This window comes from Streptomyces sp. NPDC059897 (genome assembly GCF_042730865.1).
GTDB lineage: Bacteria > Actinomycetota > Actinomycetes > Streptomycetales > Streptomycetaceae > Streptomyces.
In genome coordinates, this window is sequence record NZ_JBHWKQ010000020.1 from 106,583 (window position 1) to 133,350 (window position 26,768).

Genomic DNA, 26,768 nt, shown 5'->3' on the forward strand with positions numbered 1-26,768 from the left:
AGAGCGGTGCGGACGGTGCGGACGGATCAGGGCGCGTGCCGGTCCCGCGCGCCGAGCCCCTCGTCGTCCGTGTCGGTCCACAGGGAGCTGTCGTACGGGGCGTCGGGGATCGTCACGAGGTCGGGGCGGCGCGGCGTGTCCGGGCTCGCGGCCGACTCGCGCAGCAGGGCGACGCTCTCCCGCAGATGCGCGGTGTCGGCGCGCACCCGGCGCAGATCCGGGCCGCCCGCGACGCCCTCGAGCTGGGGCTGCAGGCGCCCGACGGCGCGTGCGAGCTCGTCGACGCAGCGCTGAACCGCCGTCAAGTCGTCGTGCAGGGACATGACTTGGCCTCACTTCCGCTGGTGCGGCGGAGTTGCTCATGCGCCTGCGAGTGTCGCGCGTCACATTGCCGTTTGTGAAGGGATCCGTGCGGATTGCCGGTGTACGCCGTGGTGCGCGCCCGCGAATTCACGCCTTCGGGGCGGGGGCGCGGCGGAATCGGGAGCAGGGCCTGGGTGGCGCCCCTTTGGGCCGCACGGGTGGCTTCCGGGCGGTCTGCGGGCGTGTCGGGCGGCACCCCACCCCGCATCCACTTCAGTTGGCCGATAGATGTGATCAGCTCCATATACCGCCAAACGAGACAAACCGGCCAGCCCCGGAGGTACCCGTGATGCCCCACGTCCCAAGGCGCCCAGGAGCCGCCGCACGCTCGGCCGCGTTCCTCGTGAGCGGCGCGCTCGCCGTGACCGCGCTCGCCGGGTGCGGCTCCAGCGACGAATCGGGCCGGCCCGCCGCCGCCCCCGACGTCGCCTCCGCCGCCCGCACGCAGGTCAAGGACGGCGGCACGCTGCGGTGGGCGATCGACGACGTGCCGCAGACCCTCAACGCCTTCCAGGCCGACGCGGACGCGGCCACGAGCCGGGTCACCGGGGCCGTGCTGCCCTCGATGTTCCGGCTCGACGCGCAGGGGCGCCCGCAGGCCGACTCCGACTACCTGGAGAAGGCCGAGGTCATCAAGACCGAGCCCAAGCAGGTCGTGCTGTACAAGCTGAACCAGCAGGCGGTGTGGAGCGACGGCCGGGAGATCGGCGCCGCGGACTTCGCCGCGCAGTGGCGCGCCCTGTCCGGGAAGAACAGCGCGTACTGGACCGCCCACAACGCGGGCTACGACCGCATCGAGAACGTCGAGCGCGGCAAGAACGACCTGGAGGTGCGGGTCACGTTCGCCAAGCCGTACGCGGACTGGCGCTCGCTGTTCTCGCCGCTGTACCCCAAGGACGTCATGGGGACCCCGGACGCCTTCAACGAGGGCGCGCGCGACACGCTCAAGGTGACCGCGGGCCCCTTCGGGCTCGGCAAGGTCGACCGGGACGCCGAGCAGGTCACGCTGGACCGCAACCCCCGCTGGTGGGGCCGCCCGGCCAAGCTCGAGAAGCTCGAACTCACCGCGGTGCCGCGCGACGAGCGGCCCGCCGAGCTCGCCGCCGGCAAGCTGGACCTCGCCGATGTCGACCCGGAGGCCGCCGAGCGCATCGCGTACGCGGCCCGCGACAAGGGCGCCTCGGGGCCGCTCGCGCACGGGCCCGGCACCGGCGTCACCTCCGGTGAAGCGCTGCGCTCCTGGGCGCGGGCGCACAACGAGGACTGGGAGATCGCCGAGGCCGAGCTGGAGGCCCGCGAGAAGACCCGCAAGGCCGTGAAGAAGTACGCCAAGGAGCAGGCGGGGCTCAACGGCTTCGTCGTCCGCAAGTCGCTCGAACCCGCCTACACGCAGCTCGCCCTGAACGGTTCGACCGGTCCGCTCGCCGACGAGCGGGTGCGCCAGGCCGTCGCCCGCGCCCTCGACCGGGGCAAGCTCGCCCAGAGCGTGCTGAAGCCGCTCGGCCTTCCGGCCAGGACCGTCGGCAGCCACCTCGCCCTGTCCGGGCAGGACGCCTACGCCGACAACAGCGACGCGCTCGGCAAGCAGGACGCCGACAAGGCGCAGGCGCTGCTCGCCGAGGCGGGCTGGGTGCGCGGCGGCCCGGTCGAGGGGCAGAAGGAGAAGCCCAAGACCGCGGGCGGCAAGGCGGAGGGCGCCGCGGCCGAGTCCGGGTCCGGGTCCGACGACGGCACGTACATCATGGGCGAGGACGACCAGAAGCCCGGCGACGCCGCCAAGCCAGCCGCCGACGCCAAGCCCGCCGCCGACGCCAAGCCCGCCGCCGACGCCAAGCCCGCCGACGACGCGAAGCCCGGTGACGCCGCGCCCCCGCTGCTCGGCCCCGGCGCCCTCGCCGCCGCCCAGCACTCCGCGCTGCTGCACCAGGCCGACGCCGCGAAGGTCCGCTCCGCCGAGCGGGAGGGCAAGCACGCGGGCGACGCCAAGCAGGGCGCGGCCCCCGGCGCGTACGCCCCGAAGGGGACCCCCGCCCCGCAGCAGGCCGCCGCGAAGGACGCGGGTGAGGCCGGTGGCAAGGAGGGCGCCAAGGCCGGTGCCGCCGCCGCGGGACAGCTCGCCAAGGACGGCAAGCCGCTGACGCTGAACTTCGTGCTGCCCGCCGGGCCCGACGCCGAGCAGTTGCAGTCCGTCGCCGACCGGATCTCGGCCATGCTGCAGAAGATCGGCGTGCGCACGGACATCACGAAGGTCGACGACGAGACCTACTTCAAGGACCACATCGCGGCGGGCGAGTACGACCTGGCGCTGTACTCGTGGCCCGGCACCGCCTACCCGGCCACCGACGCCCGTCCGATCTACGCCAAGCCGGTCCCGGCCGCCGACGGCGAGCTCACGGTCGAGCAGAACTACACGCGGGTCGGCACCGACCACATCGACCAGCTCTTCGACCAGGCCGCGGGGGAGCTCGACCAGGAGAAGGGGCGCTCGCTCGTCCGGCAGGCCGACGAGCGCATCTGGGCCGCCGCAGGATCGATTCCGCTCTACCAGCGGCCCGAACTGGTGGCGGCGAAGGCGAATCTGGTGAACGCCGGGGCGTTCGGCTTCCAGGAGCCCTCCTACGAGGACATCGGCTTCCTGAAGCCGGGCGGGAAGCTCGGCGGCCAGCCCGCGCAGGACGCGGGCTGACCTGCGGTTTCTTCGGGCGGGCCGCTGCTTGGGGAGCGGCCCGCCCGGCCCGGCTGAGCCGCAGGGCGCCAAGACACGTAGCATGGGGTGAGGCCGTGGCATGTCCAGCCCGGCAGGGCCCGCGCAAAGCAACGTATGCGCAGCCGACCACTCACTCCAGGAGTACGCCTCACTATGGCCACGCGCCACGACATCCGTAACGTCGCCATCGTCGCCCACGTCGACCACGGCAAGACCACCATCGTCGACGGCATGCTGAAGCAGGCCGGTGCCTTCGCCGCCCACCAGCTGGAGTCGGTCGACGATCGCGTGATGGACTCGAACGACCTGGAGCGTGAGAAGGGCATCACGATCCTCGCCAAGAACACGGCGGTGAAGTATCACCCCAAGGCCGGCGAGGACCCGATCACGATCAACATCATCGACACCCCCGGCCACGCCGACTTCGGTGGCGAGGTCGAGCGCGGTCTGTCGATGGTCGACGGTGTCGTCCTGCTCGTCGACGCGTCCGAGGGCCCGCTGCCGCAGACCCGCTTCGTGCTGGGCAAGGCGCTCAAGCAGCGGCTCCCCGTCATCCTGTGCATCAACAAGACGGACCGCCCCGACGCGCGCATCGACGAGGTCGTCAACGAGACGTACGACCTCTTCCTCGACCTCGACGCGGACGAGGACCAGATCGAGTTCCCGATCGTCTACGCCTGCGGCCGTGACGGCGTCGCCTCGATGACCAAGCCGGAGGACGGCACGGTCCCGGCCGACTCCACGAACCTCCAGCCGTTCTTCACGACGATCCTGGAGCACATCCCGGCTCCGACGTACGAGGAGAACGCCCCGCTCCAGGCGCACGTCACCAACCTGGACGCCGACAACTTCCTCGGCCGTATCGCGCTGCTCCGCGTCGAGCGCGGCGAGCTGCGCAAGGGCCAGACCGTGGCCTGGATGAAGCGCGACGGCGAGATCCAGAATGTCCGCATCAGCGAGCTGCTGATGACCGAGGCGCTCACCCGCAAGCCCGCCGAGGTCGCAGGACCCGGTGACATCTGCGCCGTCGCCGGTATCCCGGACATCATGATCGGTGAGACGCTCGCCGACCCGGAGAACCCGGTCGCCCTGCCGCTGATCACGGTGGACCAGCCCGCGATCTCCATGACCATCGGCACCAACACCTCGCCGCTCGTCGGCCGCGGTGGTGGCGGCAAGGGCGCCGACGCGAAGAACAGCGTCAAGGACCGCAAGGTCACCGCCCGCCAGGTCAAGGACCGCCTGGAGCGCGAGCTGATCGGTAACGTCTCGCTGCGCGTCCTGGAGACCGAGCGCCCCGACGCCTGGGAGGTGCAGGGCCGCGGTGAGCTGGCGCTCGCCATCCTCGTCGAGCAGATGCGCCGTGAGGGCTTCGAGCTGACGATCGGCAAGCCGCAGGTCGTCACCAAGGAGATCGACGGCAAGACGCACGAGCCGGTCGAGCGCATGACGGTGGACGTCCCCGAGGAGCACATGGGCGCGGTCACGCAGCTCATGGGCGTCCGCAAGGGCCGCATGGACAACATGTCGAACCACGGCTCCGGCTGGGTCCGCATGGAGTTCGTCGTCCCGTCCCGTGGCCTCATCGGCTTCCGTACGGAGTTCCTGACGAACACCCGCGGTACGGGTATCGCGCACTCCATCCACGAGGGCCACGAGCCGTGGTTCGGCACCCTGCAGACCCGTAACAACGGTTCGCTGGTCGCCGACCGCGCCGGCTCGGTCACCCCCTTCGCGATGATCAACCTCCAGGAGCGCGGTGTGCTGTTCACCGAGCCCGGCACCGAGGTGTACGAGGGCATGATCGTCGGTGAGAACTCGCGCGCCGACGACATGGACGTGAACATCACCAAGGAGAAGAAGCTCACCAACATGCGCGCCGCGTCCGCGGACTCCACGGAGAACGTGGTCCCGGCCCGCAAGCTCTCCCTGGAGCAGTCCCTGGAGTTCTGCCGCGACGACGAGTGCGTCGAGGTGACCCCGGAGGCCGTTCGCATCCGCAAGGTCGTCCTGGACCAGAAGGAGCGCGGCCGCAGCGCCTCGCGCGCCAAGCACAGCTGACCCGACAGCAGTTGGGCCCGGTACCCCTTCGGGGGGTGCCGGGCCCTTTGCGTTGCCGCTAGTCTTCACGCGGTCTACGCGCAGTGACGCCCGCGGCCGTCCTGTCTCCCAACAGAGGGTCAAAAGCCGGGCGAGCGCAAGTGATTAAGTCCATCCTGGAGTCCGGAATCCGGACGTGGATGGTCGATAGATATGTAACACGTCCGTTTCGTAACCCTCTATCTCGGATCCGTTTGTCCGGATTTTGGGAGAAGTACGCATCAGGTGTGATCGAACCGAGACCAAAAGAGTGTGGTCGCGACAGCGACTGTGGCTAATAGTGGTCCGCGTAGAGCTCGGGTCAAAGGGTCACGCGCTAAGGGGGGCGGCGACTCGCGAGCGCACTGAGGCAGCGTCAGCTTCGCCGTCAGGGGTGTCGACGGGGTGACGGTCTTCTGCCTCCACTTGCAGTGAACGAAGTGGACTCATGGGGAGGCGGTCGAGGTGGCGATCCGACGCTGCGAAGGTTTTTGACAGTTCCTCAGGGGTGGGCCTCACCCCAGTCGTTGGTCCCTCTCGCGCGCTTCGAGTGACGTACGCCGTGCGACGGCCGCCGGATCGATTTCGCTCCCGATGGCCTCCAATACCTGTGAAACGGACGAATCATGACAAGTCCAATCGAGATTGAGGGCGCCGAGACCTCTTCCGCCTTGGACAAGGAGAGCGCGCCGCAGGGCGACGCGAAGGAGCCCAAGAAGCTCGAGGGGCGCAGCCCCGGTCAGTTGATGTGGCGGCGCTTCAAGCGGGACAGGACGGGCGTCGTCTCCGCCTGGATCGTGCTGACCTTCTTCGCGATAGCCGCGCTCGCCCCGGTCATCTGCGGCCTGTACGGCAAGGACCCGTACACCTTCTACGGCCAGGACGACCCCACGCTCCTCAACGAGTTCAACCTGCCCGCAGGGCCCAACGGCGGTATGTCGCCCGAGCACTGGTTCGGCATCGACCCGAACTACGGGCGCGACGTCTTCGCCTACCTGCTCTACGGCATGCGTACGTCGCTCTACACCGCCCTGTGCGCGACGATCGGCATGGTGATCCTCGGCGTCGTGATCGGCCTGGTGGCCGGCTACTTCGGCGGCAAGATCGACTACTGGCTCGGCCGGCTCACCGACTTCATGATGGCGCTGCCCAACCAGCTGTTCATGGTCGCGGCCATGCCCGTCATCGTCACGGTCTTCGTGGCGCCGGACGAGGAGACGCCGGTCTACGTCCGGTTCCTCGCCATCACCGGCGTCATGTGGCTGCTCACCTGGATGAGCCTGTCCCGCCTGGTGCGCGCGGTGACGCTGTCGCTGCGCGAGCGGGAGTTCGTGGAGGCGGCGAAGGTCGCGGGCGCCTCGCCCTGGCGGATCATCCGCAAGGAGCTGCTGCCCAACCTGGTGACGCCGATCATCGTGCAGGGCACCTACCTGCTTCCCAGCACCATCCTCTCGGTCGCCTTCCTCTCCTTCGTCGGCGTCGGCTATCAAGACCCCACGCCCGACTGGGGCTTGATGTTCGCCACCGCGGCGAAGATCTACGAGGTGGACCCGACCTACTTGTACTTCCCGGGTGTCGCCATGGTCGTCTTCTTCGTGGCGTTCAACCTCTTCGGTGACTCGGTCCGGGACGCCTTCGATCCCAAGACCGGACGCTGACCAGGCCTCACCGAGGGTCGCTGCCACCCGGGCGCCGGACCGATACAGCCGGATGCGTCAGGCAGCACACAAGGATCACTACTCACAGGCAGGTGGATTCAACTCCATGAGCATCCTTCGTTCGCGCGCGGCGCAGGCGACGATCGTCGCCGCCGCTGTCGGCGCCCTCACGCTGACCGGCTGCAGCAGCGGCAGCAACAACAACGACAAGACCGTGGGCAAGTCCAAGGACGACGCGGCGGCCCAGGCCAAGCCGGTCGTCATGGGCACCGCCCAGGACTCTGTCGGCCCCGCCAAGGCGGTCGCGGGCGCCAAGAAGGGCGGCACGGTCCAGGTCTACCAGGAGAGCGACTTCTCGCACCTGGACCCGGGGCAGATATACGTCTCCGACGCCGGTCTGCTCGCCAAGCTGCTCTACCGCGGCCTGACCACGTACACCGAGGACGCCGACGGCCAGCAGACGGTCGTCGGTGACCTCGCAAAGGACGCCGGCAAGTCCTCGAACGGCGGCAAGACCTGGACCTTCGAGCTGAAGGACGGGATCAAGGACGAGAACGGCCGCGAGATCACCTCGGCCGACATCCGCCACACCATCGAGCGTCTCTACGACCCGTTCCTGACGGACGGTCCGACGTACATCCAGACGTGGCTGTCCGGCTCCGGCACCTCCTACCGCAAGGCGTACGGCGGCCCGTACAAGGGCAAGCACCTGCCGAAGTCGGTCCTGGACACCCCGGACGACAAGACGATCGTCTTCCACTTCAAGGAAGCCCACACCGACGCCCCGCAGGCCCTGGCCATGGCGGCGTACTCGGTCGTGCCCGAGAAGACGGACACCAAGCAGAAGTACGACCAGAAGCCGGTCGCCTCCGGTCCGTACAAGATCTCGGCGTACAAGCCGGGCAAGAGCCTCAAGCTCGTCCGCAACGACCAGTGGGACGAGAAGACGGACCCGATGCGCCACAACTACGTGGACGGGTTCAACATCGACTTCAACGTCTCCAAGGCCGACCAGACCAAGACGATCCTGGCCGACCGCGGCGAGGCCAAGAACGCCATCATGTTCACCGGCCAGAACGACGCCACCCAGCTGCAGAAGATCACGACCGACAAGAAGGTCATGAAGCGCACGGTGCAGGGCTACGCCCCGTACGTGTGGCAGCTGAACATGAACATGGACCGGGTCAAGGACAAGAAGATCCGTGACGCCATCGCCCTGGCGATCCCGGCCACCGCGGCAGGGCAGGCCGACGGTGGTAAGTACGGTGGCGACGCCGCCAACTCGCTGACGTCGCCCGCGCTTCCGGGCTACAGCGCGAAGGACGACCCGTTCAACCGCGCGAAGAAGCCGAACGGCGACATCGAGAAGGCGAAGAAGCTGATCGACGAGGCCGGCGCCAAGGGCAAGAAGATGGTCTACGGCTTCGCCAACACCCCGGTCCGTGTCACCCAGGCGAACCTGATCATCAACAACCTGGAGAAGATCGGGCTCGACATCCAGAAGAAGGAAATCGACAACGCCACCTGGTACGAGCAGATGGGCAAGGTCAAGAACGGCCTTGACCTCTACATGACCGGCTGGGGTCAGGACTGGGCCGACGGCAACACCGTCTTCCCGCCGTCCTACGACGGTGCCAACATCCAGGACGGCGCCTCGAACTACTCCCACGTGAACGACAAGCACGTGAACGCGGAGAGCGCCCGCATCCAGAAGATCGCGGACGCGGCCGAGCGCGCCAAGGAGTACCGCAAGCTCTCCAACTACATCTCGGAGAAGATCAACCCGGCCGCCCCGATCTACTACACCAAGGTGTTCCAGATCGCCGGCTCCAACGTGGGCGGCCTGCGCTACTCGACGGTCACCAGCTACACCGACCCGACGCAGGTCTACCTCAAGAAGTAGTTCGCACAAGGCAGTTCCCGGGGGTGAGAGCGCGGCGGAGCTCTCGCCCCCGGGCCGCCGCACACCCCCTCCTGGTCTCCCACCGCCGCCGTCCTGAGAGCAGCTTTCTGCCATGCTTCGATTTCTCATACGCCGGACGTCTGGCGCAGCACTCATCCTCTTGCTGATCAGCGCCTTCACGTTCTTCATGTACTTCGCCATCCCACAGGACCCGGCGACGCTCGCGTGCGGCAAGAACTGCACCCCGGACGCGCTGGCGATCATCCACAAGAACCTGGGGCTCGACCAGCCGGTTCCGGTGCAGTACTGGGAGTTCCTCAAGGGGATCTTCGTCGGCCGTGACTTCGCGGTGGGCCACTGCGACGCCCCGTGCTTCGGCGTCTCGTTCCGGAACAACCAGATGGTCTGGGACACGATGATGGACCGTCTCCCGCTGACCCTCTCGCTCATGCTCGGCGGCCTGGTCGTCTTCCTCATCGCGGGTCTGGGCGCGGGTCTGGTGGCCGCCCGTTACCGCGGCACCTGGATCGACAAGCTCTTCTCCGGCGCCTCCCTGGTGACCAGCTCGTTCCAGATCTACCTGCTCGGCCCGATCGTGATGGGCATCTTCGTCTACAGCACCGGCTGGCTGAAGGCGCCCAAGTGGGTGCCGTTCACGGAGAATCCGGCGTCCTGGTTCATGGGTCTGCTGATCCCCTGGGTCGTGATGGCGACGATCTTCACCGCCAACTACACGCGCATGTCGCGCTCCTCGATGATCGAGCAGCTCCAGGAGGAGCACGTCAGGGCCGCCAAGGCCAAGGGCATGAGCAGTCGCTTCGTCTTCTTCCGGTACGCCTGGCGGGGCTCGCTCATCCCGATCATCACCATCCTCGGCATGGACATCGCCTCGCTGCTCAGCGGCGGCATGGTCACCGAACTGACCTTCAACCTCGCGGGGATGGGGCGGCTCGCGATCGACTCGGTCGTCAACAAGGACCTGCCGGTCCTCATGGGCGTCATGCTGATCAGCGCCGCCTTCATCATCCTCTGCAATGTCGTAGTGGACGCCCTGTACGCCGTGATCGACCCGCGCGTGCGGCTGTCCTAGGAGAACTCCCGTGACCACACTCACCAAGCCCGAGGGCGCCCCGGCCCCGACCGGTTCCGACGCGTTCTTGTCGGTACGCGACCTGCGGGTGCAGTTCTCCACAGAGGACGGCGCCGTCAAGGCGGTGGACGGCCTCTCCTTCGACCTCGAGCGCGGCAAGACGCTCGGCATCGTCGGCGAGTCCGGCTCCGGCAAGTCGGTCACCAACCTGACCGTGCTCGGCCTGCACCCCAAGAAGAACACCACCATCGACGGCGAGATCCTCCTCGACGGCAAGGAGCTCCTCACCGCCACGGAGCCCGAGATGGAGAAGCTCCGCGGCAACAAGATGGCGATGATCTTCCAGGACTCGCTGACCGCGCTCTCGCCGTACTACACGGTGGGCCGGCAGATCGCCGAGCCGTTCCGCAAGCACACCGGCGCCTCCAAGAAGGAGGGCCGGGACCGGGCCATCGAGATGCTGGAGAAGGTCGGCATCCCGCAGCCCAAGCAGCGCGTCGACGACTACCCGCACCAGTTCTCCGGCGGTATGCGCCAGCGCGCCATGATCGCCATGTCGCTGGCCTGCAACCCCGAACTGCTCATCGCCGACGAGCCGACCACGGCCCTCGACGTGACGGTCCAGGCGCAGATCCTCGACCTGCTCAAGGATCTTCAGCAGGAGTTCGGCTCCGCGATCATCATGATCACGCACGACCTGGGCGTCGTCGCGAACATGGCCGACGACCTGCTCGTCATGTACGCGGGCCGGGCCGTCGAGCGGGGCAGCGTGCGCGAGGTGCTCAAGCAGCCCCAGCACCCCTACACCTGGGGCCTGCTGGGCTCGATGCCGCGACTGACCTCGGACATCGACGAGCCGCTGCTGCCGATCCCCGGCTCGCCGCCGTCGCTGCTCAACCCGCCCTCGGGCTGCCCGTTCCACCCGCGCTGCGCCTTCACCGACAAGGTGTCCGGCGAGCGCTGCTCGGGCGAGCGTCCGGCCCTCCCGGCGGGGCGCGGTTCCGCCTGCCACCTGACGGCGGACCAGAAGCAGCAGGTGTTCATCGAGACGATTCAGCCCCGGCTGGGCTGAGCTGAAACCGGCGACTGGGGCATGACCATGAGCGACAACAAGAGCAACACCACCACGGCGGTCGCCGACGCGATCCCCGGCCAGCGCGACCGCGACACCGAGCCGCTGCTCCAGGTCCGGGGACTGCAGAAGCACTTCCCGATCAAGGGCGGCTTCCCGATCCGCCGCACCGTCGGTGCGGTCAAGGCCGTCGACGGCGTGGACTTCGAGGTCCACGCCGGCGAGAGCCTGGGCCTGGTCGGCGAGTCCGGCTGCGGCAAGTCGACCACGGGCCGCCTCCTGACCCGCCTGTACGAGCCCACGCAGGGCACGATCACGTACAAGGGCCAGGACATCAGCCACGCGAACCGCAGGCAGCTGGCGCCGATCAGGTCCGAGATCCAGATGATCTTCCAGGACCCGTACGCCTCGCTGAACCCGCGGCAGACGGTCGGTTCGATCATCGCGGGCCCGATGGAGATCAACGGCATCAACCCGCCCGGTGGCCGGGAGAAGCGGGTGCGCGAGCTCCTGGAGATCGTGGGCCTGAACCCGGAGCACTACAACCGCTTCCCGCACGAGTTCTCCGGCGGTCAGCGCCAGCGCATCGGCGTCGCCCGCGCGGTGGCCCTGGAGCCGAAGCTGATCGTGGCGGACGAGCCGGTCTCCGCGCTCGACGTGTCGATCCAGGCGCAGGTGGTGAACCTTCTCCAGGAGGTTCAGCGGGAGATGGGCATCGCGTTCGTCTTCATCGCCCACGACCTGGCCATCGTGCGGCACTTCTCGCAGCGGGTCGCCGTGATGTACCTCGGCAAGATCATGGAGATCGCGGACCGCGACTCGCTCTACAACCGGCCGCGGCACCCGTACACGCACGCGCTGATGTCGGCCGTGCCGGACGCGGACCTCGACGCCGACAAGCGGGAGCGGATCCGTCTGGAGGGCGACGTGCCCTCCCCGATCATGCCGCCGTCCGGCTGCCGGTTCCGCACGCGGTGCTGGAAGGCGCAGGACAAGTGCGCCACGGAGGAGCCCCCGCTGGTCCAGCTCTCCGGCAACGCGTCGGGCCACCTCACGGCCTGCCACTTCCCGGAGGACCCGAGCATCGAGGCGCGCGCCGAGGACATCGTCCTCGACCCGGCCCTCGCGGCCCTGGAGGACGACGACAAGTCCTGAGAGCCGGTGAACAGGCTCTGACGTCCGGCTTCCTCCGCTGCCCGGCCCGGTGTTCGCCCCGGCGCCGGGCAGCGGCATGTCCGGCGCCGGGGCCGTCGTCCCCCTTGCCCTCAGATGGGTGACATAACAGGCGTATCCGGTCCTTCACGGTTCCAATAGGCGCAAGGCTCGTCCCCGTACCGCCTCTGGAGGACTTTGATGCGCCTCGGCCTGCGTACCGGCGCCTTGGCCGCCGCCCTGGTACTGGGCGTGCCCTGGCTCGCGTCCTGCGGTGCCACGGCCACCGAGTCGGGCATCGTGCGGGCGAAGTGGGGCGACCCGCAGAACCCGCTGGAGCCCGCGAACACCAACGAGGTCAACGGCGGCAAGGTCCTCGACATGATCTTCCGGGGGCTCAAGATCTACGACCCGGAAACGGCCGAGCCCAAGTACGCCGTCGCCAAGTCGATCACCAGCGACGACGCGCAGAACTTCAAGGTCACCCTGAAGGACGGCTGGAAGTTCGCGGACGGCACCAAGGTCACCTCGCAGTCCTTCGTCGACGCCTGGAACTACGCCGCCTACCTGCCCAACGCGCAGATCGGCGCCGACTTCTTCGGCTACATCGACGGCTACGACAAGGTCCACCCCGTCAAGGGCAAGCCCACCGCGAAGAAGCTGTCCGGGCTCAAGGTCGTCGACGACACGCACTTCACGGTGAAGCTCAACCAGAAGTTCTCGCTCTTCCCCGACATGCTCGGCTACGCCGCCTTCTCCCCGCTGCCGAAGAAGTTCTTCACCGACCACGACGAGTGGCTGGAGAAGCCCTTCGGCAACGGCCCGTACGCGGTGACGAACTACGAGCGCGGCGGCCGCATGCAGCTGCGTCTCAACGACGAGTACAACGGCACCGAGCCCCGCAACAAGGGCGTCGACCTGCTCGTCTACACCGACGACAACACCGCGTACACCGATGTCGTGGCCGGCCAGCTCGACGTGACCGACGCCGTCCCCGCCGAGCAGCTCAGCAATCTCCACAAGGACATCGACGACCGGTACATCAACACCCCGGCCGGCATCATCCAGACGCTGATGTTCCCGATGTACGACAAGGAGTGGGCCACCGCCGACGCCCTCAAGGTCCGCCGGGGCATCTCGCTCGCCATCAACCGCGAGCAGATCACCGACAAGATCTTCCAGAAGACCCGGATCCCGGCGAAGGACTGGACGTCCCCGGTGCTCCGCGAGGAGGGCGGCTACAACCCGGAGATCTGCGGCGACCGCTGCGAGTACAACCCGAAGGAGGCCAAGCGGCTGATCGACGAGGGCGGCGGCTTCCCCGGCGGCAAGCTCGTCCTCAGCTACAACGCCGACACCGGCAACCACAAGCAGTGGATCGACGCCATCTGCAACAGCGTCAACCGCGTCATGGGCAACTCGAAGTCCTGCGTCGGCAACCCGGTGGGCACCTTCGCCGACTTCCGTACGCAGATCCAGAGCGGCAAGTTCAGCGGCCCGTTCCGCAGCGGCTGGCAGATGGACTACCCGCTGATCCAGAACTTCCTCCAGCCCGTCTACACCACGGGCGCCCCCAGCAACGACGGCAAGTGGAGCAACAAGGAGTTCGACGCGCTGATCAACAAGGCCAACGCGGACCCGGACCCGAAGAGCGCCATCAAGGACTTCCAGGACTCCGAGCGGATCCTCGCCGAGCAGCTGCCGGCCATCCCGCTCTGGTACCAGAACGGCACCGCCGTCTACGGCACCCGCGTGCACGACGTGAAGCTCAACCCCTTCAGCGTGCCGGTCTTCGAGGAGATGACCGTCAGTGACTGAGAACCGCGACCGCTCGGGTGACCTGAGGGAGGTGCTGTGGGGCGTTATGTGATCCGACGGCTGCTGCAGATGATCCCGGTGTTCATCGGCACCACGCTGCTGATCTTCCTCATGGTCAACGTCATGGGCGACCCGACGGCGGCGCTCTGCGGCGACAAGGCCTGCGACCCGGCCACCCAGGCGGCGCTGCGCGAGCAGTTCAACCTCGACAAGCCGCTGGCGCAGCAGTACCTGATCTACCTCGGCAACATCTTCCAGGGCGACTTCGGCACCGCCTTCAACGGGGACTCCGTCGCCGACCTGATGCTGCGCGCCTACCCCGTCACCATCAAGCTGACGTTCGTGGCGATCGTCTTCGAGATCGTCATCGGCATCGGCCTCGGCGTCATCACAGGACTGCGCCGCGGCAAGCCCATCGACACGGGCGTGCTCGTCCTGACCCTGGTCGTGATCTCGGTGCCGACGTTCGTGACCGGCCTCGTCGCCCAGCTCCTGTTCGGCATGCAGTGGGGGATCGTCAAGCCCTCGGTGGCGTACGAGGCGCCGCTGAGCGAGCTGATCCTGCCGGGCCTCGTCCTCGCCTCGGTCTCCCTCGCGTACGTCACCCGGCTGACCCGCACGTCCGTCGCCGAGAACGCCCGCTCCGACTACGTCCGCACCGCCGTCGCCAAGGGCCTGCCGCGGCGCCGCATCATCTGGCGGCACCTGCTGCGCAACTCACTGATCCCGGTGGTCACCTTCATCGGCACCGACATCGGCGCCCTGATGGGCGGGGCCATCGTGACCGAGCGGATCTTCAACATCCGCGGCGTCGGCTACCAGCTCTACCAGGGCATCCTGCACCAGTCCTCGCCGACCGTGGTCGGCTTCGTGACCGTTCTGGTGATCGTCTTCCTGCTCGCCAACCTCATCGTCGACCTGCTCTACGCCGTCCTTGACCCGAGGATCCGCTATGCCTGAGCCCGTCACCCCGGTCACCGTCGAGGCCCAGCTGACGCCGGGCGCGCCCGAGGGCGGCGGCGCGGAGGGGCCCGCGCGCTCCCTGTGGTCGGACGCCTGGCGCTCGCTGCGCCGCAACCCGGTCTTCATCGTCTCGGCGCTGATCATCCTGTTCCTGGTGATCGTCGCGATCTGGCCGCAGCTGCTCGCGAGCGGCGACCCGAACGACTGCGACCTCGCGCACGGCCAGGACACCTCCACCTCGGGACACCCCTTCGGCTACGACGCCCAGGGCTGCGACGTCTACACGCGCACCGTGTACGGGGCCCGGGCCTCGATCACCGTCGGCGTGTGCGCGACGGCCGGGGTGGCGCTGCTCGGCGGCATCCTGGGCGCGCTCGCCGGGTTCTTCGGGCGGTGGGCGGACGCCCTGCTGTCCCGCGTCGCCGACATCTTCTTCGGCATCCCGGTCATCCTCGGGGGCCTGGTCCTGCTGTCGGTGGTCACGTCGACTACGGTGTGGCCGGTGGTCGGGTTCATCGTGCTGCTCGGCTGGCCGCAGATCTCCCGCATCGCCCGCGGCTCCGTCATCACGGTCAAGGAGAACGACTACGTGCACGCGGCGCGCACCCTCGGCGCCTCCAACTCCCGGATCCTGCTGCGCCACATCCTGCCGAACGCCGTCGCCCCGGTGATCGTCGTCGCGACCATCGCGCTCGGCACGTACATCGCCCTGGAGGCGACGCTGTCGTTCCTCGGCGTCGGCCTCAAGCCGCCCGCGGTCTCCTGGGGCATCGACATCTCCAACGCCGCCCCGTACATCCGCAACGCCCCGCACATGCTGCTGTACCCGGCGGGCGCGCTGGCCCTCACGGTCCTGGCGTTCATCATGCTCGGCGACGCGGTGCGCGACGCCCTCGACCCCAAGCTGAGGTAGCGCCCATGCCCTTGCTCGAAGTACGCGACCTGCACGTCGAGTTCCGTACCCGCGACGGCGTCGCCAAGGCGGTCAACGGCGTCAACTACACCGTCGACGAGGGCGAGACGCTCGCCGTGCTCGGCGAGTCGGGCTCCGGCAAGTCCGTCACCGCGCAGGCCGTGATGGGCATCCTCGACATGCCGCCGGGCCGGATCTCCGGCGGCGAGATCCTCTTCAAGGGCCGGGACCTGCTGAAGCTCAAGGAGGAGGAGCGGCGGAGGATCCGCGGCGCCGAGATGGCGATGATCTTCCAGGACGCGCTGTCCTCGCTGAATCCCGTGCTCACGGTGGGGGAGCAGCTCGGCGAGATGTTCGTCGTCCACAAGGGGATGTCGAAGAAGGACGCGCGGGCCAGGGCCGTCGAGCTGATGGACCGGGTGCGCATCCCGGCCGCGAAGGAGCGGGTGAGCCAGTACCCGCACCAGTTCTCCGGCGGCATGCGCCAGCGCATCATGATCGCGATGGCGCTCGCCCTGGAGCCCTCGCTGATCATCGCGGACGAGCCGACGACGGCGCTCGACGTGACCGTGCAGGCCCAGGTGATGGACCTCCTCGCCGAGCTGCAGCGCGAGCTCAACATGGGGCTCATCCTCATCACCCACGACCTCGGGGTGGTCGCGGACGTCGCCGACAAGATCGCCGTGATGTACGCGGGCCGGATCGTCGAGCAGGCGCCGGTCCACGAGATCTACAAGGCGCCCGCCCACCCGTACACCAAGGGCCTCCTCGAATCGATCCCGCGCCTCGACCAGAAGGGGCAGGAGCTCTTCGCCATCAAGGGGCTCCCGCCGAACCTCATGAACATCCCGCCGGGCTGCGCCTTCAACCCGCGCTGCCCGATGGCCCGGGACGTCTGCCGCACCGACGTCCCGCCGCTCGCCCGTGTTTCGGAGGACCGCCGCAGCGCCTGCCACTTCTGGAAGGAGACGCTCGATGCCGCAACACGGTAAGCACGTGAGCAAGGACGACCTGAAGCGCGAGGGCAGGATCGCCACGCACCTCCTCCACAAGGCGCAGGCCGAGAACGACTACGCGGAGAACGGCTCGGTCTCGGGACACGAACCCCTCCTCCAGGTCCGCGGCCTCACCAAGCACTACCCGCTCACCAGGGGCATCCTCGTCAAGAAGCAGATCGGCTCGGTGAAGGCCGTCGACGGCGTCGACTTCGACCTGGGGCAGGGCGAGACGCTCGGCATCGTGGGCGAGTCCGGCTGCGGCAAGTCGACCGTCGCGAAGATGCTGGTCAACCTGGAGCGGCCGACGGCCGGCGTCATCAAGTACAAGGGCGAGGACATCAGTACGCTGTCGGGGCGTGCCCTGAAGGCGGTCCGCCGCAACATCCAGATGGTCTTCCAGGACCCGTACACGTCCCTCAACCCCCGGATGACGGTCGGCGACATCATCGGGGAGCCGTACGAGATCCATCCCGAGGTGGCCCCGAAGGGCGACCGCAGGAAGAAGGTCCAGGACCTCCTCGACGTCGTCGGGCTCAACCCGGAGTACATCAACCGGTACCCGCACCAGTTCTCCGGCGGCCAGCGCCAGCGCATCGGCATCGCGCGCGGCCTCGCGCTGCGCCCCGAGATCATCGTCGCGGACGAGCCGGTGTCCGCGCTCGACGTGTCGGTGCAGGCGCAGGTGGTCAACCTCCTGGACCGGCTCCAGAACGAGTTCGACCTGTCGTACGTGTTCATCGCCCACGACCTGTCGATCGTGCGGCACATCTCCGACCGGGTCGGCGTGATGTACCTCGGCCGGATCGCCGAGATCGGCTCGGACGCCGAGATCTACGACCACCCGACGCACCCCTACACGCAGGCGCTGCTGTCCGCGGTGCCGGTGCCCGACCCGGAGGCGCGCGAGGGCCGCGAGCGCATCCTGCTCGCCGGGGACGTGCCCTCGCCGGCCAACCCGCCCTCCGGCTGCCGCTTCCGTACGCGCTGCTGGAAGGCGCAGCAGAAGTGCGCGGACGAGGCGCCGCTGCTGGCCGTGCCCGAGGTCTTCAAGGGCGGCGACACCCCGGCGAGCCACCCGTCGGCCTGCCACTTCGCGGAAGAGAAGCACGTCGTGCCGACGGAGTAGGGCGCCTGACGGGTCTTTACACGCGGGCAATGCGGTCGAAGCGGCGCCGATACGCGACCGCGCCAGAGTGTGTCGCGTACGGCCGTGCGGGTGCCGTAGAGCCGGGCCGGAGCGCGCCATGTCGCTCCGGCCCGGACCTGTCTTCAGGACAGGCCCAACGACCGCTTCAGGAAGTCGACCTGGAGCAGCAGCAGATTCTCGGCGACCTGCTCCTGCGGTGTCATGTGGGTCACGCCGGACAGCGGAAGGACCTCGTGCGGGCGGCCGTCCGCGAGCAGCGCCGAGGACAGCCGCAGGGCGTGCGCCACCACGACGTTGTCGTCCGCGAGCCCGTGCACGATCAGCATCGGCCGGTGCTGATCGGCGGCGTCCGTGAGCCCGTCGTCGGTCACCACGGAACTCTTCGCGTACGTCTGAGGGGACGTGGCCGGGTCGCCCAGGTAGCGCTCCGTGTAGTGCGTGTCGTACAGCCGCCAGTCCGTGACCGGGGCGCCCGCGATGCCCGCGTGGAAGACGTCGGGGCGGCGCAGCACGGCGAGCGCCGACAGATAGCCGCCGTAACTCCAGCCGCGCATCGCGACCTTGGACAGGTCGAGCGGGAACCGGTCGGCGAGCGCGTGCAGCGCCGTGACCTGGTCGTCGAGGGTGAGCGTGAAGTCGCCGCGGATCGACTTCTCGCGGCCGGGCGAGATGCCGGGCGTGCCGCGCCCGTCCGCGACGATCACCGCGAAGCCCTGGTCGGCGAACCACTGCGAGGTCAGGTGCGGGTTGTGGGCCGCCACGACGCGCTGCCCGTGCGGGCCGCCGTACGGGTCCATGAGGACCGGCAGCGGGCCGTCCCCCTCCTCGTACGAGGAGGGGAGCAGCACGGCGCACGGGATGCCCGCGGCCTCCGTGAGCGTCACGCGCGGGGTGAGCAGCGGGCGGTCGGCGTACGAGGCGATGGTGACCGCCTTCCCGGGGGCCTGGCCCGCGCGCTCCACGCGCACCCGTGCGCCGGGTGAGTCGGGTGTGGCGGAGACGAGGACCGTCACGTCCCCGGAGCGGACCGCGGAGTGCACGCCGGGCTCCGCGGAGACGCGCTGCGTGCCGAGTTCGTTGACCCGGTAGACGTGCACCTCGCCGGTCTCGGGGGACTCGGCGTCGGCCCCGGCGGAGGCGGAGACGAGGACGTCGCTCTCGCCCACGTCGAGCACCGCGCGCACGTGCAACTGGGGCCCGGTCAGCGGACGTTCGCCCACCGCGAGGACCCGGGCGCCGCCCTCGTCGGCGATCCGGACGAGCTGTCCGCTCGGCGACCAGCACGGCACACCGGGCAGCAGCTCCAGCCACTCGTCGTCCTCGTCGGCGTGCACCATGCGCGTCGAACCGTCGTCCGTGTTCACCGCGAGGTAGAGCGCGCTGCGCTGGTCGCGGGCCTGGACCAGGAGCAGCGGGGCGCCGTCCGCGGACCAGTGCACGCGCGCGAGGTACGGGTACGCCTTGCGGTCCCAGGTGATCTCGGTGCGGCCGCCGTCGAGGCCGTACGCGAACAGCCGCACCTCGGCGTTGGGCGTGCCGGCGCGGGGGTAGGCGACGCGGGCCGGCTCCCGGTCCGGGTGCGCGGGGTCGGCGATCCACCAGCGCCGCACGTCCGCGTCGTCGGCGCGGGCCACGAGCAGGCGGTCCGATCCGGGTGACCACCAGTGGCCGCGGTACCGGGACATCTCCTCGGCCGCGGCGAACTCCGCGAGCCCGTACGTCACGGTCTCCGACTCCGGCTCGGCGAGCGCCCGGTCGCCCTCGCCCTCCGCGCCGACGACGCGCAACGCGCCCCGGGAGACGTACGCGATGTGCAGCCCGTCGGGGGAGGGGCGCGGGTCCAACACGGGTCCCGGCACCCGCAGTTCGCGCGCGGTGCCGACCCGCAGCTCGGCCGTGAACAGCCGCCCCGACAGGGCGAACGCGGCCAACTCGGCGGCGGCGTCCGTCGCGTAGCCCACGATGCCCGCGCCGCCCTCGCGGCTGCGCTCGCGCCGGGCCCGCTCCTCGGCCGACAGGTTCTCCGCCGCCCCGCCGAGCAGCGCCACCGGGTCGGCGGCCAGCCGCTCCTGACCGTCCGCCACGTCAAGCACCCACAGCGCGTTCGCCCGATCGGTACCCGAGGAGGAACGCAGAAAGACGACACGCTCGCCGTCCGGCGCCACGGTGAAGGCCCGCGGCGCCCCCAGGGTGAAGCGCTGGGTACGCGCGTGCTGGCGGGGGAAGGTCTCGATGGTCATCCAGGCAGCCTAGGAGAGATGTTGCCTGCGCGCCCCCGTGCGCTCCCGGTCGCATCGTGTGCTCCCTGATCGCGACTCGTGCGCGGGCACGGATAGTTATGATCGTTAGCAGCGTGTGGGTACGAGTCCGTCGGCGACCGGATCACTTTGGAGGAGGACCGCTGTGGCACTCTCGATCTCGGCCGTGGTGCTGTTCGCGATCATCGTCTTCATCCTGATCAAGAAGTCGGGACTGAAAGCGGGGCACGCGATCGTGTGCGTGCTCCTCGGCTTCTACCTGGCGAGTTCGTCCATCGCTCCCACGATCTCGGAGCTGACGACGAACGTGGCGGACATGGTCGGCGGCATCAAGTTCTAGCCGCGCCCGCTGTCGGCGGGGCGTTCTAGGCTGTGGGTATGACGGAAAAGCCAGGTCGGCGCCTGCTCCTCGTGCACGCCCACCCCGACGACGAGTCGATCAACAATGGCGCCACCATGGCCAAGTACGCCGCCGAAGGCGCCCAGGTCACGCTGGTGACCTGCACGCTCGGCGAAGAGGGCGAGGTCATTCCGGACGAACTGGCCCATCTCGCCCCGGACCGGGAGAACATCCTCGGCCCGCACCGGATCGGCGAGTTGGCCGCCGCCATGAAGGAGCTCGGCGTCACCGACCACCGCTTCCTGGGCGGTCCGGGACGTTTCCGCGACTCCGGAATGATGGGCGCCCCGCAGAACGAGCGGGAGGGCGCCTTCTGGGCCACGGATCTCGACGAGGCCGCGGCCCACCTCGTCGCCGTGATCCGCGAGACCCGCCCCCAGGTCCTGATCACGTACGACCCCGACGGGGGATACGGGCACCCGGACCACATCCAGGCCCACCGCGTCGCGATGCGCGCCGCCGAGCTCGCCGCCGAGACCGCCTTCCGGCGCGACCTCGGGGAGCCGCACGCGATCGCCAAGGTCTACTGGAACCGCGTGCCGCGCACGGTCGTCGAGGAGCGGTTCCGGTGGCTCGCGGGCGTGCTCGGCACCACACCCTTCGACGTCGCCGCCGTGGTGGCCGACGTGCCGGGTGTCGTCGACGACGAGCGGATCACCGCCGTGATCGACGGCCGGCCGTACGCGGACCGGAAGGCGGCCGCGATGCGCGCGCACGCCACGCAGGTCGCCGTTCCGGACGACCGCGGCGTCTTCGCGCTGTCCAACAAGCTCGCGCAGCCGCTGTTCGACATCGAGTACTACGAGTTGGTGCGGGGCGAGCCCGGATCGCCGTACGAGAAGGACCTGTTCGAGGGTCTTGAGGGAGTGACCGAGCGATGAGCGGCGAGAAGAACCGGCGGGCCGCGGCGTCCAGCGGAAAGGCGGCCCCCAGCGCGGCGGCGGCCCAGAACGTCGACCTGCCCTTCAGCTTCAGCGGGTTCGGAGCCGGGCGGACGGTTGTCCTGCTCGTCCTTTTCGTCCTCGGTGCGGTCGTCGCGGTCGGCGGCGCACTCGTCCAAGGGGGCTGGTTCCCGGGCGGGTTGCTGCTCGCGCTCATCGGGGCGGCCGGGCTGTTCCACGGGGGTGCGCGCCTTGCGCGGGGGCGCGCGGGCGCGGTCGCACCGGCCGCGGGCTGGGTCCTCGCGGTGATCCTGCTCACCGCGAGCCGCCCCGAGGGCGACTTCCTGTTCGGCGCGGGAGCCGGCTCGTACCTCTTCCTCCTCGGAGGGATGGCAGTCGCTGTGATGTGTGCCACCTTCTGGCTGCCGGGGCAACCACCCGCGTCCGCCGCCCGACTTGGGAAGTGACGGAGCACCTCGGGGCGTCGTGCGGCGCCCGCCGTTCCGGATTCGTCATCCGTCGCACCGTGACTTCCGGCGGCGGCCAGTATGGTGGTGCGCGCCGCCGAGCAGCCCGCGCGAGGTCGAGACGGGCGGCGGAGCCAACCGGGAGAACCTGCCTTGAGTCGTGAAACTGACAGTTCGTCCTCCGGGCCCCAGGGGCGCGGCGCTGCCGCCTACCCGTCGGGGACGCCTCCGTACGGATCGCCCGCGCAGGGCGCGGCGTCCGACGACGCCGGTCCGACGCCGCCGGGCGGCCAGGGCGCCCCGGAGTCACCGAAGACCGAGACGACGCTGACGACCCGGATCCGGATCAACATCCCCGGTTCCCGGCCGATCCCGCCGGTCGTCATGCGGACGCCGATGAGCGACGTCGACGCCAACCCGGAGAGCGGCAACGGCCAGGGAGCCGACGCCGCCCCCGCGCCGGACCCGACGCAGGGCGGCCGCCCCGCGGGGCCCACCTCGTACGGCGGCCCGGCGGACACGGGCCCGGCGCCCGCCGCCCCCGAGGCGTCCGCGCCCGCGGCTCCCGCGCCGCAGCGCGAGGAGAAGGAGAAGACGAGCGACTGGTTCGCGCCGCGCAAGTCGCGCGGCGGAGCGGGTGGCCCGGCGACCGGCGCGGTGCCGACGGCCGGCGCGGGCGGTCCGGCCACCGGTGGAGGCGCGCCCACGCCGCCCTCCCCGGGTTCCTCCAACGGCGGCAACCCGTCCGGCACTTCGGGCGGCCCGCTGGGCGGCCCCACGGGCGGCCCCAACGGCGGCTCCGCCAACGGCCCCATGGGCGGCCCCACCGGCGGCCCGTCCGGCGGTTCCTCCGGCGGCTTCGACGTGTCCGGCGCCGTGGCGGCCGGCCCCCTCGGCTCAGGCGGCGGCCCCGGCCCCCGCGACGACCTGCCGTTCTTCTCCGCCAACCAGGACCCGGGCGCGCCCGACCGCGGCGAAGGCCGCACCGGCCCTTCGGGCCCCACCTCGGGCCCGGCCGCGGGCGACGGCCCGATGGTCCCGCCGAGCGCCCCCAACCCGCCGGTCGGCGCCGGTCAGTCGCCGCCGCGGCTGAGCGACGACACCGCGATCCTCACGCCGCAGAAGCCGGCCCCGGAGCCGCCCGCGGGCGGCACCACCTCCAGTGGCAACGTCTCCGGTGACACGCTCACCAGCGGCATGCGGGTCGTCCCTTCGGCCGGTGGCGGCCCCAAGAAGCCGGGCGCCTCCGACCCGTTCCAGCAGGGCCCGGACGGCCCCGCCGTGCACACCCCGCCGAAGCTGCCCGACCCGGTGCCGTCCGCCCCCGCGCCGAAGAAGAAGGGCCGCAACAAGCTGGTGCTGCTCGGCGCGGGCGTCGTCGGCCTCGCCGGAGTCGCGTACGGCGCGGGCCTGTTGATGAACCACGCCGACGTGCCGAAGGGCACCACCGTCGCGGGCGTCGACATCGGCGGCGGCACCCGCGACGAGGCGACCACCAAGCTGGAGAACGCCCTCGGCGAGCGCACCGAGCAGGCGCTGAAGCTGGAGGTCGGCGGCAAGACGGTGGAGATGCAGCCGGCCCAGGCGGGCCTCTCCTTCGACACCGCGTCGACCGTCGCGGCGGCCGCGGGCAGCGACTACAACCCGGTCTCGGTGATCGGCTCGCTGTTCGGCAACGAGCGGGTCGTGGCCCCCGTCATGCCCGTCGACGAGGAGAAGCTGGCCGCGTCCCTGCAGCGGGCCGCGGGCGGCGCGGCGGTGTCCGGCGAGGGCACGATCAAGTTCGCGCCGGGCAAGGCCGTTCCCGTCTACGGCAAGACCGGCAAGGGGCTCGACATCGCCCAGTCGTCGGCCGCCGTCAAGGACGCGTACCACGCGCAGGTCGAGACCGGCGAGTCCGGAGCCGTCCCGCTGGCGACGTCGACGCAGAAGCCGACGATCTCGGACGCCGAGGTCGACCGGAAAATGCAGCAGTTCGCCGAGCCCGCGATGTCCGGACTGATCACGGTCAAGGCGGGCGGCGCCTCGATCCAGTTCGGCCCGGACAAGTCGCTGCCGAAGATCCTCAGCGTGCAGCCGGTCAACGGGAAGCTGGTCGAGAAGTACAACCTCCCGGAGCTCAAGAAGCTGTACGGCACGACCTTCGACGGCGTCCTCGTCACCCGCGGCACCGGCAAGAAGACGCCGGTCCAGCCCACGGACGTGGCCGCCGCCATCGGCAAGGCGCTGCTCGGCAAGACGACGGCCGAGCGCACCGCGGAGATCCAGACGAACGCCTCGTAGCTCCGCCCGCGCACCCGCGCACCCGCGTCACGAGTCCCGCACGGCATCCGTCGTGCGGGACTCGTGCGAGGTACAGGGCCCCGCCGCCCGGCCGTGATCCCGGTGCCCCGGCCGCTCAGTTCAGCATCGCGCGGGCCGCCCGCGCCTGCTCCCGGACCGACTCCGCCGCCGTCTCGTCGACGGCCCCGACCACGTCCGCGTACGCCTCCAGCTCCACCGCCCCGTGCACGAAGTCCCCGCGCCGTACGAGGAGCTGGGCCCGCTCGTAGCGCAGGCGCGCCGGGTGCGCTGGCAGCAGCAGCGACAGCTCCACGGCCCACAGCGACACGTCGGAGCGCTCGGGCCGCGTCGCCGCCCACGCCCGGATGTTGTTGAGGATCCGCAGCACCACGTCCAGCGGGTCGGCGGGCTGGAGCATCGAAGGATCCAGCGGGCCGCCCGTCGCCCCCGCCACCAGCGTCTGCGCGTCGGCCCCCGTCAGCACCCGCCCGCCGTCGAACGGATCGGCCAGCACCTGCTCATCGGCGGGGCCGAAGCCGACCACGAAGTGCCCCGGCAGGGCCACCCCGCACACCGGCGCCCCGGCCCGCCGCGCCACCTCCAGCCACACCACCGACAACAGGATCGGCAGCCCTCTGCGACGCCGTACGACCTCGTGCAGGAGGGACGACTCGAGGCGCTGGTAGTCGTTCGGCGTGCCGCGGAAACCGGTCCGCGCGCCGAGCAGCTCCGCGCACGCGGTGGCCCAGGCGTGCGGCGAGGCGGGCCGGTACGGCAGCCGTCCCGCGAGCTCGTCCAGCTCGATCTGCACGGCGTCCATGCCGGCCTCGTCGAGCGCGGCGTCGCCCTGCGCGGCGAGCAGCAGGCACAGCTGCGCCAGATCGGGCCGTTCGGCCCGCGCCTCCTCGGCGAACCGCCGCCGCAGCTCCGTGGAACGGGGGGACAGGTGGGGGGACATACGTGCCTCGTGCCCTCTCAGGCCGATCGATACGGCAGCAATGGGTACGGCATTCGTCGCTACGGCTTTCGTCGCTACGGCATCAACCGTCACGCCGTTCCGGAGCACGGTAGTGGTGGTACGCGTGATGCGTGGCGAAACCCAGGCGGTCGTACAGGGCGCGCGCCCCCTCGTTCTCCGCCTCGACCTGGAGCCAGGCCGCCGACGCGCCCTCGTCCAGCGCCTGCCGGGAGAGCGCCGCCATCACGTCCGTGGCGAGCCCCTGGCGCCGCTGCGCGGGGTCGACCTCGACGGCGGCGAACCCGGCCCACCGCCCGTCGACCACGCACCGCCCGATCGCGGCGGGCACGTCACCGTCTCCCGGCACGGTCGCGAACCATACCGAGGGCCCGGCGCACAGCACCTTCAGCGCGACCTCGCTCGCCCCCTTGCGCTGGTAGCGCGCGAGCCACGCCTCGTCCGGCTCCCGGCTCAGCCGCACCCGCGGCGCGTCCGGGGCGTCACCGATGGGCGCGAGCGCGGCGATCCGCAGCTCGGCGCTCACCTCGCGCACCCAGCCGCGCTCCTCGAGACCGGCGCACAGGACCTCCTGCGCCCCCTCGGCCCCGGTCGCCGTCTGCGCGTACGCCGGAAGTCCACGGGCCGCGTACCACTCCTGTACGTGCCTCAGCGCGTCGTCGAGCGGACGTCCCGGGTCCCCCAGAGGGAGCACCGAATTGGCCCGCCGGGTGAATCCCTCGGCGGCCCTCAACTCCCAATCGCCGAGCCGCTCGCTCTCGATCGGCCGCCACGCGCGCGAGGCGACCCGGGCCAGCTCCGGATACGTGGCCGAGGGACCGCGGCGACGAGCGGGCGCCGCGGGCACCACCTTCCCCGCGACCAGCGCGGACTCCTCGATCCGCACACCTTCACCGTTCCTCCGTGTGATGAGGAGCACACCGTTGTTCCACGATGTGAGAACTCCGACGGTGTCAGTGAAGTTTCGACCCGCGGAACCCTCCCCGCTCACCCGTCGCACAGAGACGCGTTTCCCCACGTCATCGGCTGAAATGCGGACTTCCAGGCGTCCGCCCGCAGTGAATTCCACAGCTCGCCCCACCCCTCCTGTTCGGATCATGCCCGGGAACGGAGATACTAGAGGCGGGCATCGACGACGCCGCGCTCCCGCGCGCCAGGCGGCGGAGCCTGCGGAGGCCCGCCAGCGCCCTATCGAGGAGGAACGACAGCGTGACCTACGTCATCGCGCAGCCTTGTGTCGACGTCAAGGACAAGGCGTGCATCGAGGAGTGCCCGGTCGACTGCATCTACGAGGGCAAGCGGTCCTTGTACATCCACCCGGATGAATGCGTCGACTGTGGTGCCTGTGAGCCGGTCTGCCCGGTCGAGGCGATCTTCTACGAGGACGACACTCCTGAGGAGTGGAAGGACTACTACAAGGCGAACGTCGAGTTCTTCGACGACCTCGGTTCGCCCGGTGGTGCCTCGAAGATGGGCCTGATCGACAAGGACTACCCCTTCATCGCCGAGCTGCCGCCGCAGAACCAGTAATTTCTGCGTTCAGCGGTACGCACAGGCGCTGCCCCGGTCCCGTACGGCTCTGGCTGCCGTACGGGACCGAGGCATTTGTTCACCACCCCGTAAGAGAGCGAGCTGACCAG

The 26,768-nt window shown here is 70.0% G+C and carries 21 protein-coding genes; 17 read left to right on the forward strand and 4 right to left on the reverse strand.

Translation table 11 applies throughout. The features are described 5' to 3' along the window. Positions 1–26: 26 nt before the first annotated feature. Positions 27–323, reverse strand: a complete 297-nt coding sequence (locus tag ACFV9W_RS22630) for a hypothetical protein (protein WP_385763631.1) — start codon at positions 321–323, stop codon at positions 27–29. Positions 324–652: 329 nt separating this feature from the next. On the opposite strand from ACFV9W_RS22630, the gene ACFV9W_RS22635 reads away from it, so the two are divergent. From ACFV9W_RS22635 to ACFV9W_RS22690, 12 genes are all read left to right on the forward strand, one after another. Next, positions 653–3,049 (forward strand): ABC transporter family substrate-binding protein, encoded by a 2,397-nt coding sequence (locus ACFV9W_RS22635; RefSeq protein WP_385763633.1) that lies wholly within the window; start codon positions 653–655, stop codon positions 3,047–3,049. A gap of 174 nt (positions 3,050–3,223) precedes the next feature. Further along, complete coding sequence (gene typA / locus ACFV9W_RS22640) at positions 3,224–5,131, forward strand: translational GTPase TypA (protein WP_385763635.1); 1,908 nt, start codon at positions 3,224–3,226, stop codon at positions 5,129–5,131. A gap of 644 nt (positions 5,132–5,775) precedes the next feature. Continuing rightward, on the forward strand, positions 5,776–6,807 hold the full coding sequence (locus tag ACFV9W_RS22645; RefSeq protein WP_385763637.1) for an ABC transporter permease: 1,032 nt from the start codon (positions 5,776–5,778) through the stop codon (positions 6,805–6,807). Positions 6,808–6,913: 106 nt separating this feature from the next. Further along, on the forward strand, positions 6,914–8,710 hold the full coding sequence (locus tag ACFV9W_RS22650) for an ABC transporter substrate-binding protein (protein WP_385763639.1): 1,797 nt from the start codon (positions 6,914–6,916) through the stop codon (positions 8,708–8,710). A gap of 112 nt (positions 8,711–8,822) precedes the next feature. After that, complete coding sequence (locus ACFV9W_RS22655) at positions 8,823–9,800, forward strand: ABC transporter permease (protein WP_385763641.1); 978 nt, start codon at positions 8,823–8,825, stop codon at positions 9,798–9,800. A gap of 10 nt (positions 9,801–9,810) precedes the next feature. Continuing rightward, positions 9,811–10,872 (forward strand): ABC transporter ATP-binding protein, encoded by a 1,062-nt coding sequence (locus ACFV9W_RS22660; protein WP_385763643.1) that lies wholly within the window; start codon positions 9,811–9,813, stop codon positions 10,870–10,872. 27 nt (positions 10,873–10,899) lie between these two features. After that, positions 10,900–12,027 (forward strand): ABC transporter ATP-binding protein, encoded by a 1,128-nt coding sequence (locus ACFV9W_RS22665; RefSeq protein ID WP_385763645.1) that lies wholly within the window; start codon positions 10,900–10,902, stop codon positions 12,025–12,027. 198 nt (positions 12,028–12,225) lie between these two features. Next, positions 12,226–13,842: an ABC transporter substrate-binding protein gene (locus tag ACFV9W_RS22670; protein WP_385763647.1), complete on the forward strand. Its 1,617-nt coding sequence runs from the start codon at positions 12,226–12,228 to the stop codon at positions 13,840–13,842. Between the two features lie 36 nt (positions 13,843–13,878). Further along, positions 13,879–14,802, forward strand: coding sequence for an ABC transporter permease (locus ACFV9W_RS22675; protein WP_385763650.1), 924 nt, complete (start codon positions 13,879–13,881; stop codon positions 14,800–14,802). Then, the gene (locus ACFV9W_RS22680) at positions 14,795–15,718 is read left to right on the forward strand and encodes an ABC transporter permease (protein WP_385763652.1); all 924 of its coding nucleotides are present in this window, start codon (positions 14,795–14,797) and stop codon (positions 15,716–15,718) included. The genes ACFV9W_RS22675 and ACFV9W_RS22680 overlap by 8 nt, the downstream gene beginning before the upstream one ends. Before the next feature lie 5 nt (positions 15,719–15,723). Continuing rightward, the gene (locus ACFV9W_RS22685; protein ID WP_385763654.1) at positions 15,724–16,710 is read left to right on the forward strand and encodes an ABC transporter ATP-binding protein; all 987 of its coding nucleotides are present in this window, start codon (positions 15,724–15,726) and stop codon (positions 16,708–16,710) included. Continuing rightward, positions 16,694–17,842: an ABC transporter ATP-binding protein gene (locus ACFV9W_RS22690; RefSeq protein WP_385763656.1), complete on the forward strand. Its 1,149-nt coding sequence runs from the start codon at positions 16,694–16,696 to the stop codon at positions 17,840–17,842. Before ACFV9W_RS22685 ends, ACFV9W_RS22690 begins: the two co-directional genes overlap by 17 nt. Positions 17,843–17,985: 143 nt before the next feature. On the opposite strand, the gene ACFV9W_RS22695 is transcribed toward ACFV9W_RS22690, so the two are convergent. Further along, positions 17,986–20,103 (reverse strand): prolyl oligopeptidase family serine peptidase, encoded by a 2,118-nt coding sequence (locus ACFV9W_RS22695; protein ID WP_385763658.1) that lies wholly within the window; start codon positions 20,101–20,103, stop codon positions 17,986–17,988. A 163-nt stretch (positions 20,104–20,266) separates the two neighbouring features. Here ACFV9W_RS22695 and ACFV9W_RS22700 point away from each other — a divergent pair, with 163 nt between their 5' ends. From ACFV9W_RS22700 to ACFV9W_RS22715, 4 genes are all read left to right on the forward strand, one after another. Further along, the gene (locus ACFV9W_RS22700; RefSeq protein ID WP_385763660.1) at positions 20,267–20,461 is read left to right on the forward strand and encodes a hypothetical protein; all 195 of its coding nucleotides are present in this window, start codon (positions 20,267–20,269) and stop codon (positions 20,459–20,461) included. A 38-nt stretch (positions 20,462–20,499) separates the two neighbouring features. After that, positions 20,500–21,402: an N-acetyl-1-D-myo-inositol-2-amino-2-deoxy-alpha-D-glucopyranoside deacetylase gene (gene mshB, locus ACFV9W_RS22705; protein ID WP_385763662.1), complete on the forward strand. Its 903-nt coding sequence runs from the start codon at positions 20,500–20,502 to the stop codon at positions 21,400–21,402. Then, positions 21,399–21,869, forward strand: coding sequence for a DUF6113 family protein (locus ACFV9W_RS22710; RefSeq protein ID WP_385763664.1), 471 nt, complete (start codon positions 21,399–21,401; stop codon positions 21,867–21,869). The genes mshB and ACFV9W_RS22710 overlap by 4 nt, the downstream gene beginning before the upstream one ends. 153 nt (positions 21,870–22,022) lie before the next feature. Next, complete coding sequence (locus tag ACFV9W_RS22715) at positions 22,023–24,152, forward strand: hypothetical protein (RefSeq protein ID WP_385763666.1); 2,130 nt, start codon at positions 22,023–22,025, stop codon at positions 24,150–24,152. A gap of 115 nt (positions 24,153–24,267) precedes the next feature. On the opposite strand, the gene ACFV9W_RS22720 is transcribed toward ACFV9W_RS22715, so the two are convergent. Both ACFV9W_RS22720 and ACFV9W_RS22725 read right to left on the reverse strand, forming a co-directional pair. Then, complete coding sequence (locus tag ACFV9W_RS22720) at positions 24,268–25,110, reverse strand: tetratricopeptide repeat protein (protein ID WP_385763668.1); 843 nt, start codon at positions 25,108–25,110, stop codon at positions 24,268–24,270. Positions 25,111–25,192: 82 nt separating this feature from the next. After that, positions 25,193–26,197, reverse strand: a complete 1,005-nt coding sequence (locus tag ACFV9W_RS22725) for a GNAT family N-acetyltransferase (protein ID WP_385763670.1) — start codon at positions 26,195–26,197, stop codon at positions 25,193–25,195. A gap of 140 nt (positions 26,198–26,337) precedes the next feature. Between ACFV9W_RS22725 and fdxA the strand changes: the two genes are divergently transcribed. Next, entirely contained in the window at positions 26,338–26,658 is a 321-nt protein-coding gene (gene fdxA / locus ACFV9W_RS22730) for a ferredoxin (protein ID WP_385763672.1), read from the forward strand. The last annotated feature ends 110 nt before the right edge of the window (positions 26,659–26,768 follow it).

Bases quoted from the DNA above. Each gene is read 5' to 3' on its own strand.
- ACFV9W_RS22630 (WP_385763631.1), bottom strand. From the start codon at position 323: ATGTCCCTGCACGACGACTTGACGGCGGTTCAGCGCTGCGTCGACGAG.
- ACFV9W_RS22655 (WP_385763641.1), top strand. From the start codon at position 8,823: ATGCTTCGATTTCTCATACGCCGGACGTCTGGCGCAGCACTCATCCTC.
- typA (WP_385763635.1), top strand. From the start codon at position 3,224: ATGGCCACGCGCCACGACATCCGTAACGTCGCCATCGTCGCCCACGTC.
- ACFV9W_RS22665 (WP_385763645.1), top strand. From the start codon at position 10,900: ATGAGCGACAACAAGAGCAACACCACCACGGCGGTCGCCGACGCGATC.
- ACFV9W_RS22645 (WP_385763637.1), top strand. From the start codon at position 5,776: ATGACAAGTCCAATCGAGATTGAGGGCGCCGAGACCTCTTCCGCCTTG.
- ACFV9W_RS22635 (WP_385763633.1), top strand. From the start codon at position 653: ATGCCCCACGTCCCAAGGCGCCCAGGAGCCGCCGCACGCTCGGCCGCG.
- ACFV9W_RS22710 (WP_385763664.1), top strand. From the start codon at position 21,399: ATGAGCGGCGAGAAGAACCGGCGGGCCGCGGCGTCCAGCGGAAAGGCG.
- ACFV9W_RS22680 (WP_385763652.1), top strand. From the start codon at position 14,795: ATGCCTGAGCCCGTCACCCCGGTCACCGTCGAGGCCCAGCTGACGCCG.
- ACFV9W_RS22670 (WP_385763647.1), top strand. From the start codon at position 12,226: ATGCGCCTCGGCCTGCGTACCGGCGCCTTGGCCGCCGCCCTGGTACTG.
- ACFV9W_RS22650 (WP_385763639.1), top strand. From the start codon at position 6,914: ATGAGCATCCTTCGTTCGCGCGCGGCGCAGGCGACGATCGTCGCCGCC.
- ACFV9W_RS22690 (WP_385763656.1), top strand. From the start codon at position 16,694: ATGCCGCAACACGGTAAGCACGTGAGCAAGGACGACCTGAAGCGCGAG.
- ACFV9W_RS22685 (WP_385763654.1), top strand. From the start codon at position 15,724: ATGCCCTTGCTCGAAGTACGCGACCTGCACGTCGAGTTCCGTACCCGC.
- mshB (WP_385763662.1), top strand. From the start codon at position 20,500: ATGACGGAAAAGCCAGGTCGGCGCCTGCTCCTCGTGCACGCCCACCCC.
- ACFV9W_RS22695 (WP_385763658.1), bottom strand. From the start codon at position 20,103: ATGACCATCGAGACCTTCCCCCGCCAGCACGCGCGTACCCAGCGCTTC.
- ACFV9W_RS22720 (WP_385763668.1), bottom strand. From the start codon at position 25,110: ATGTCCCCCCACCTGTCCCCCCGTTCCACGGAGCTGCGGCGGCGGTTC.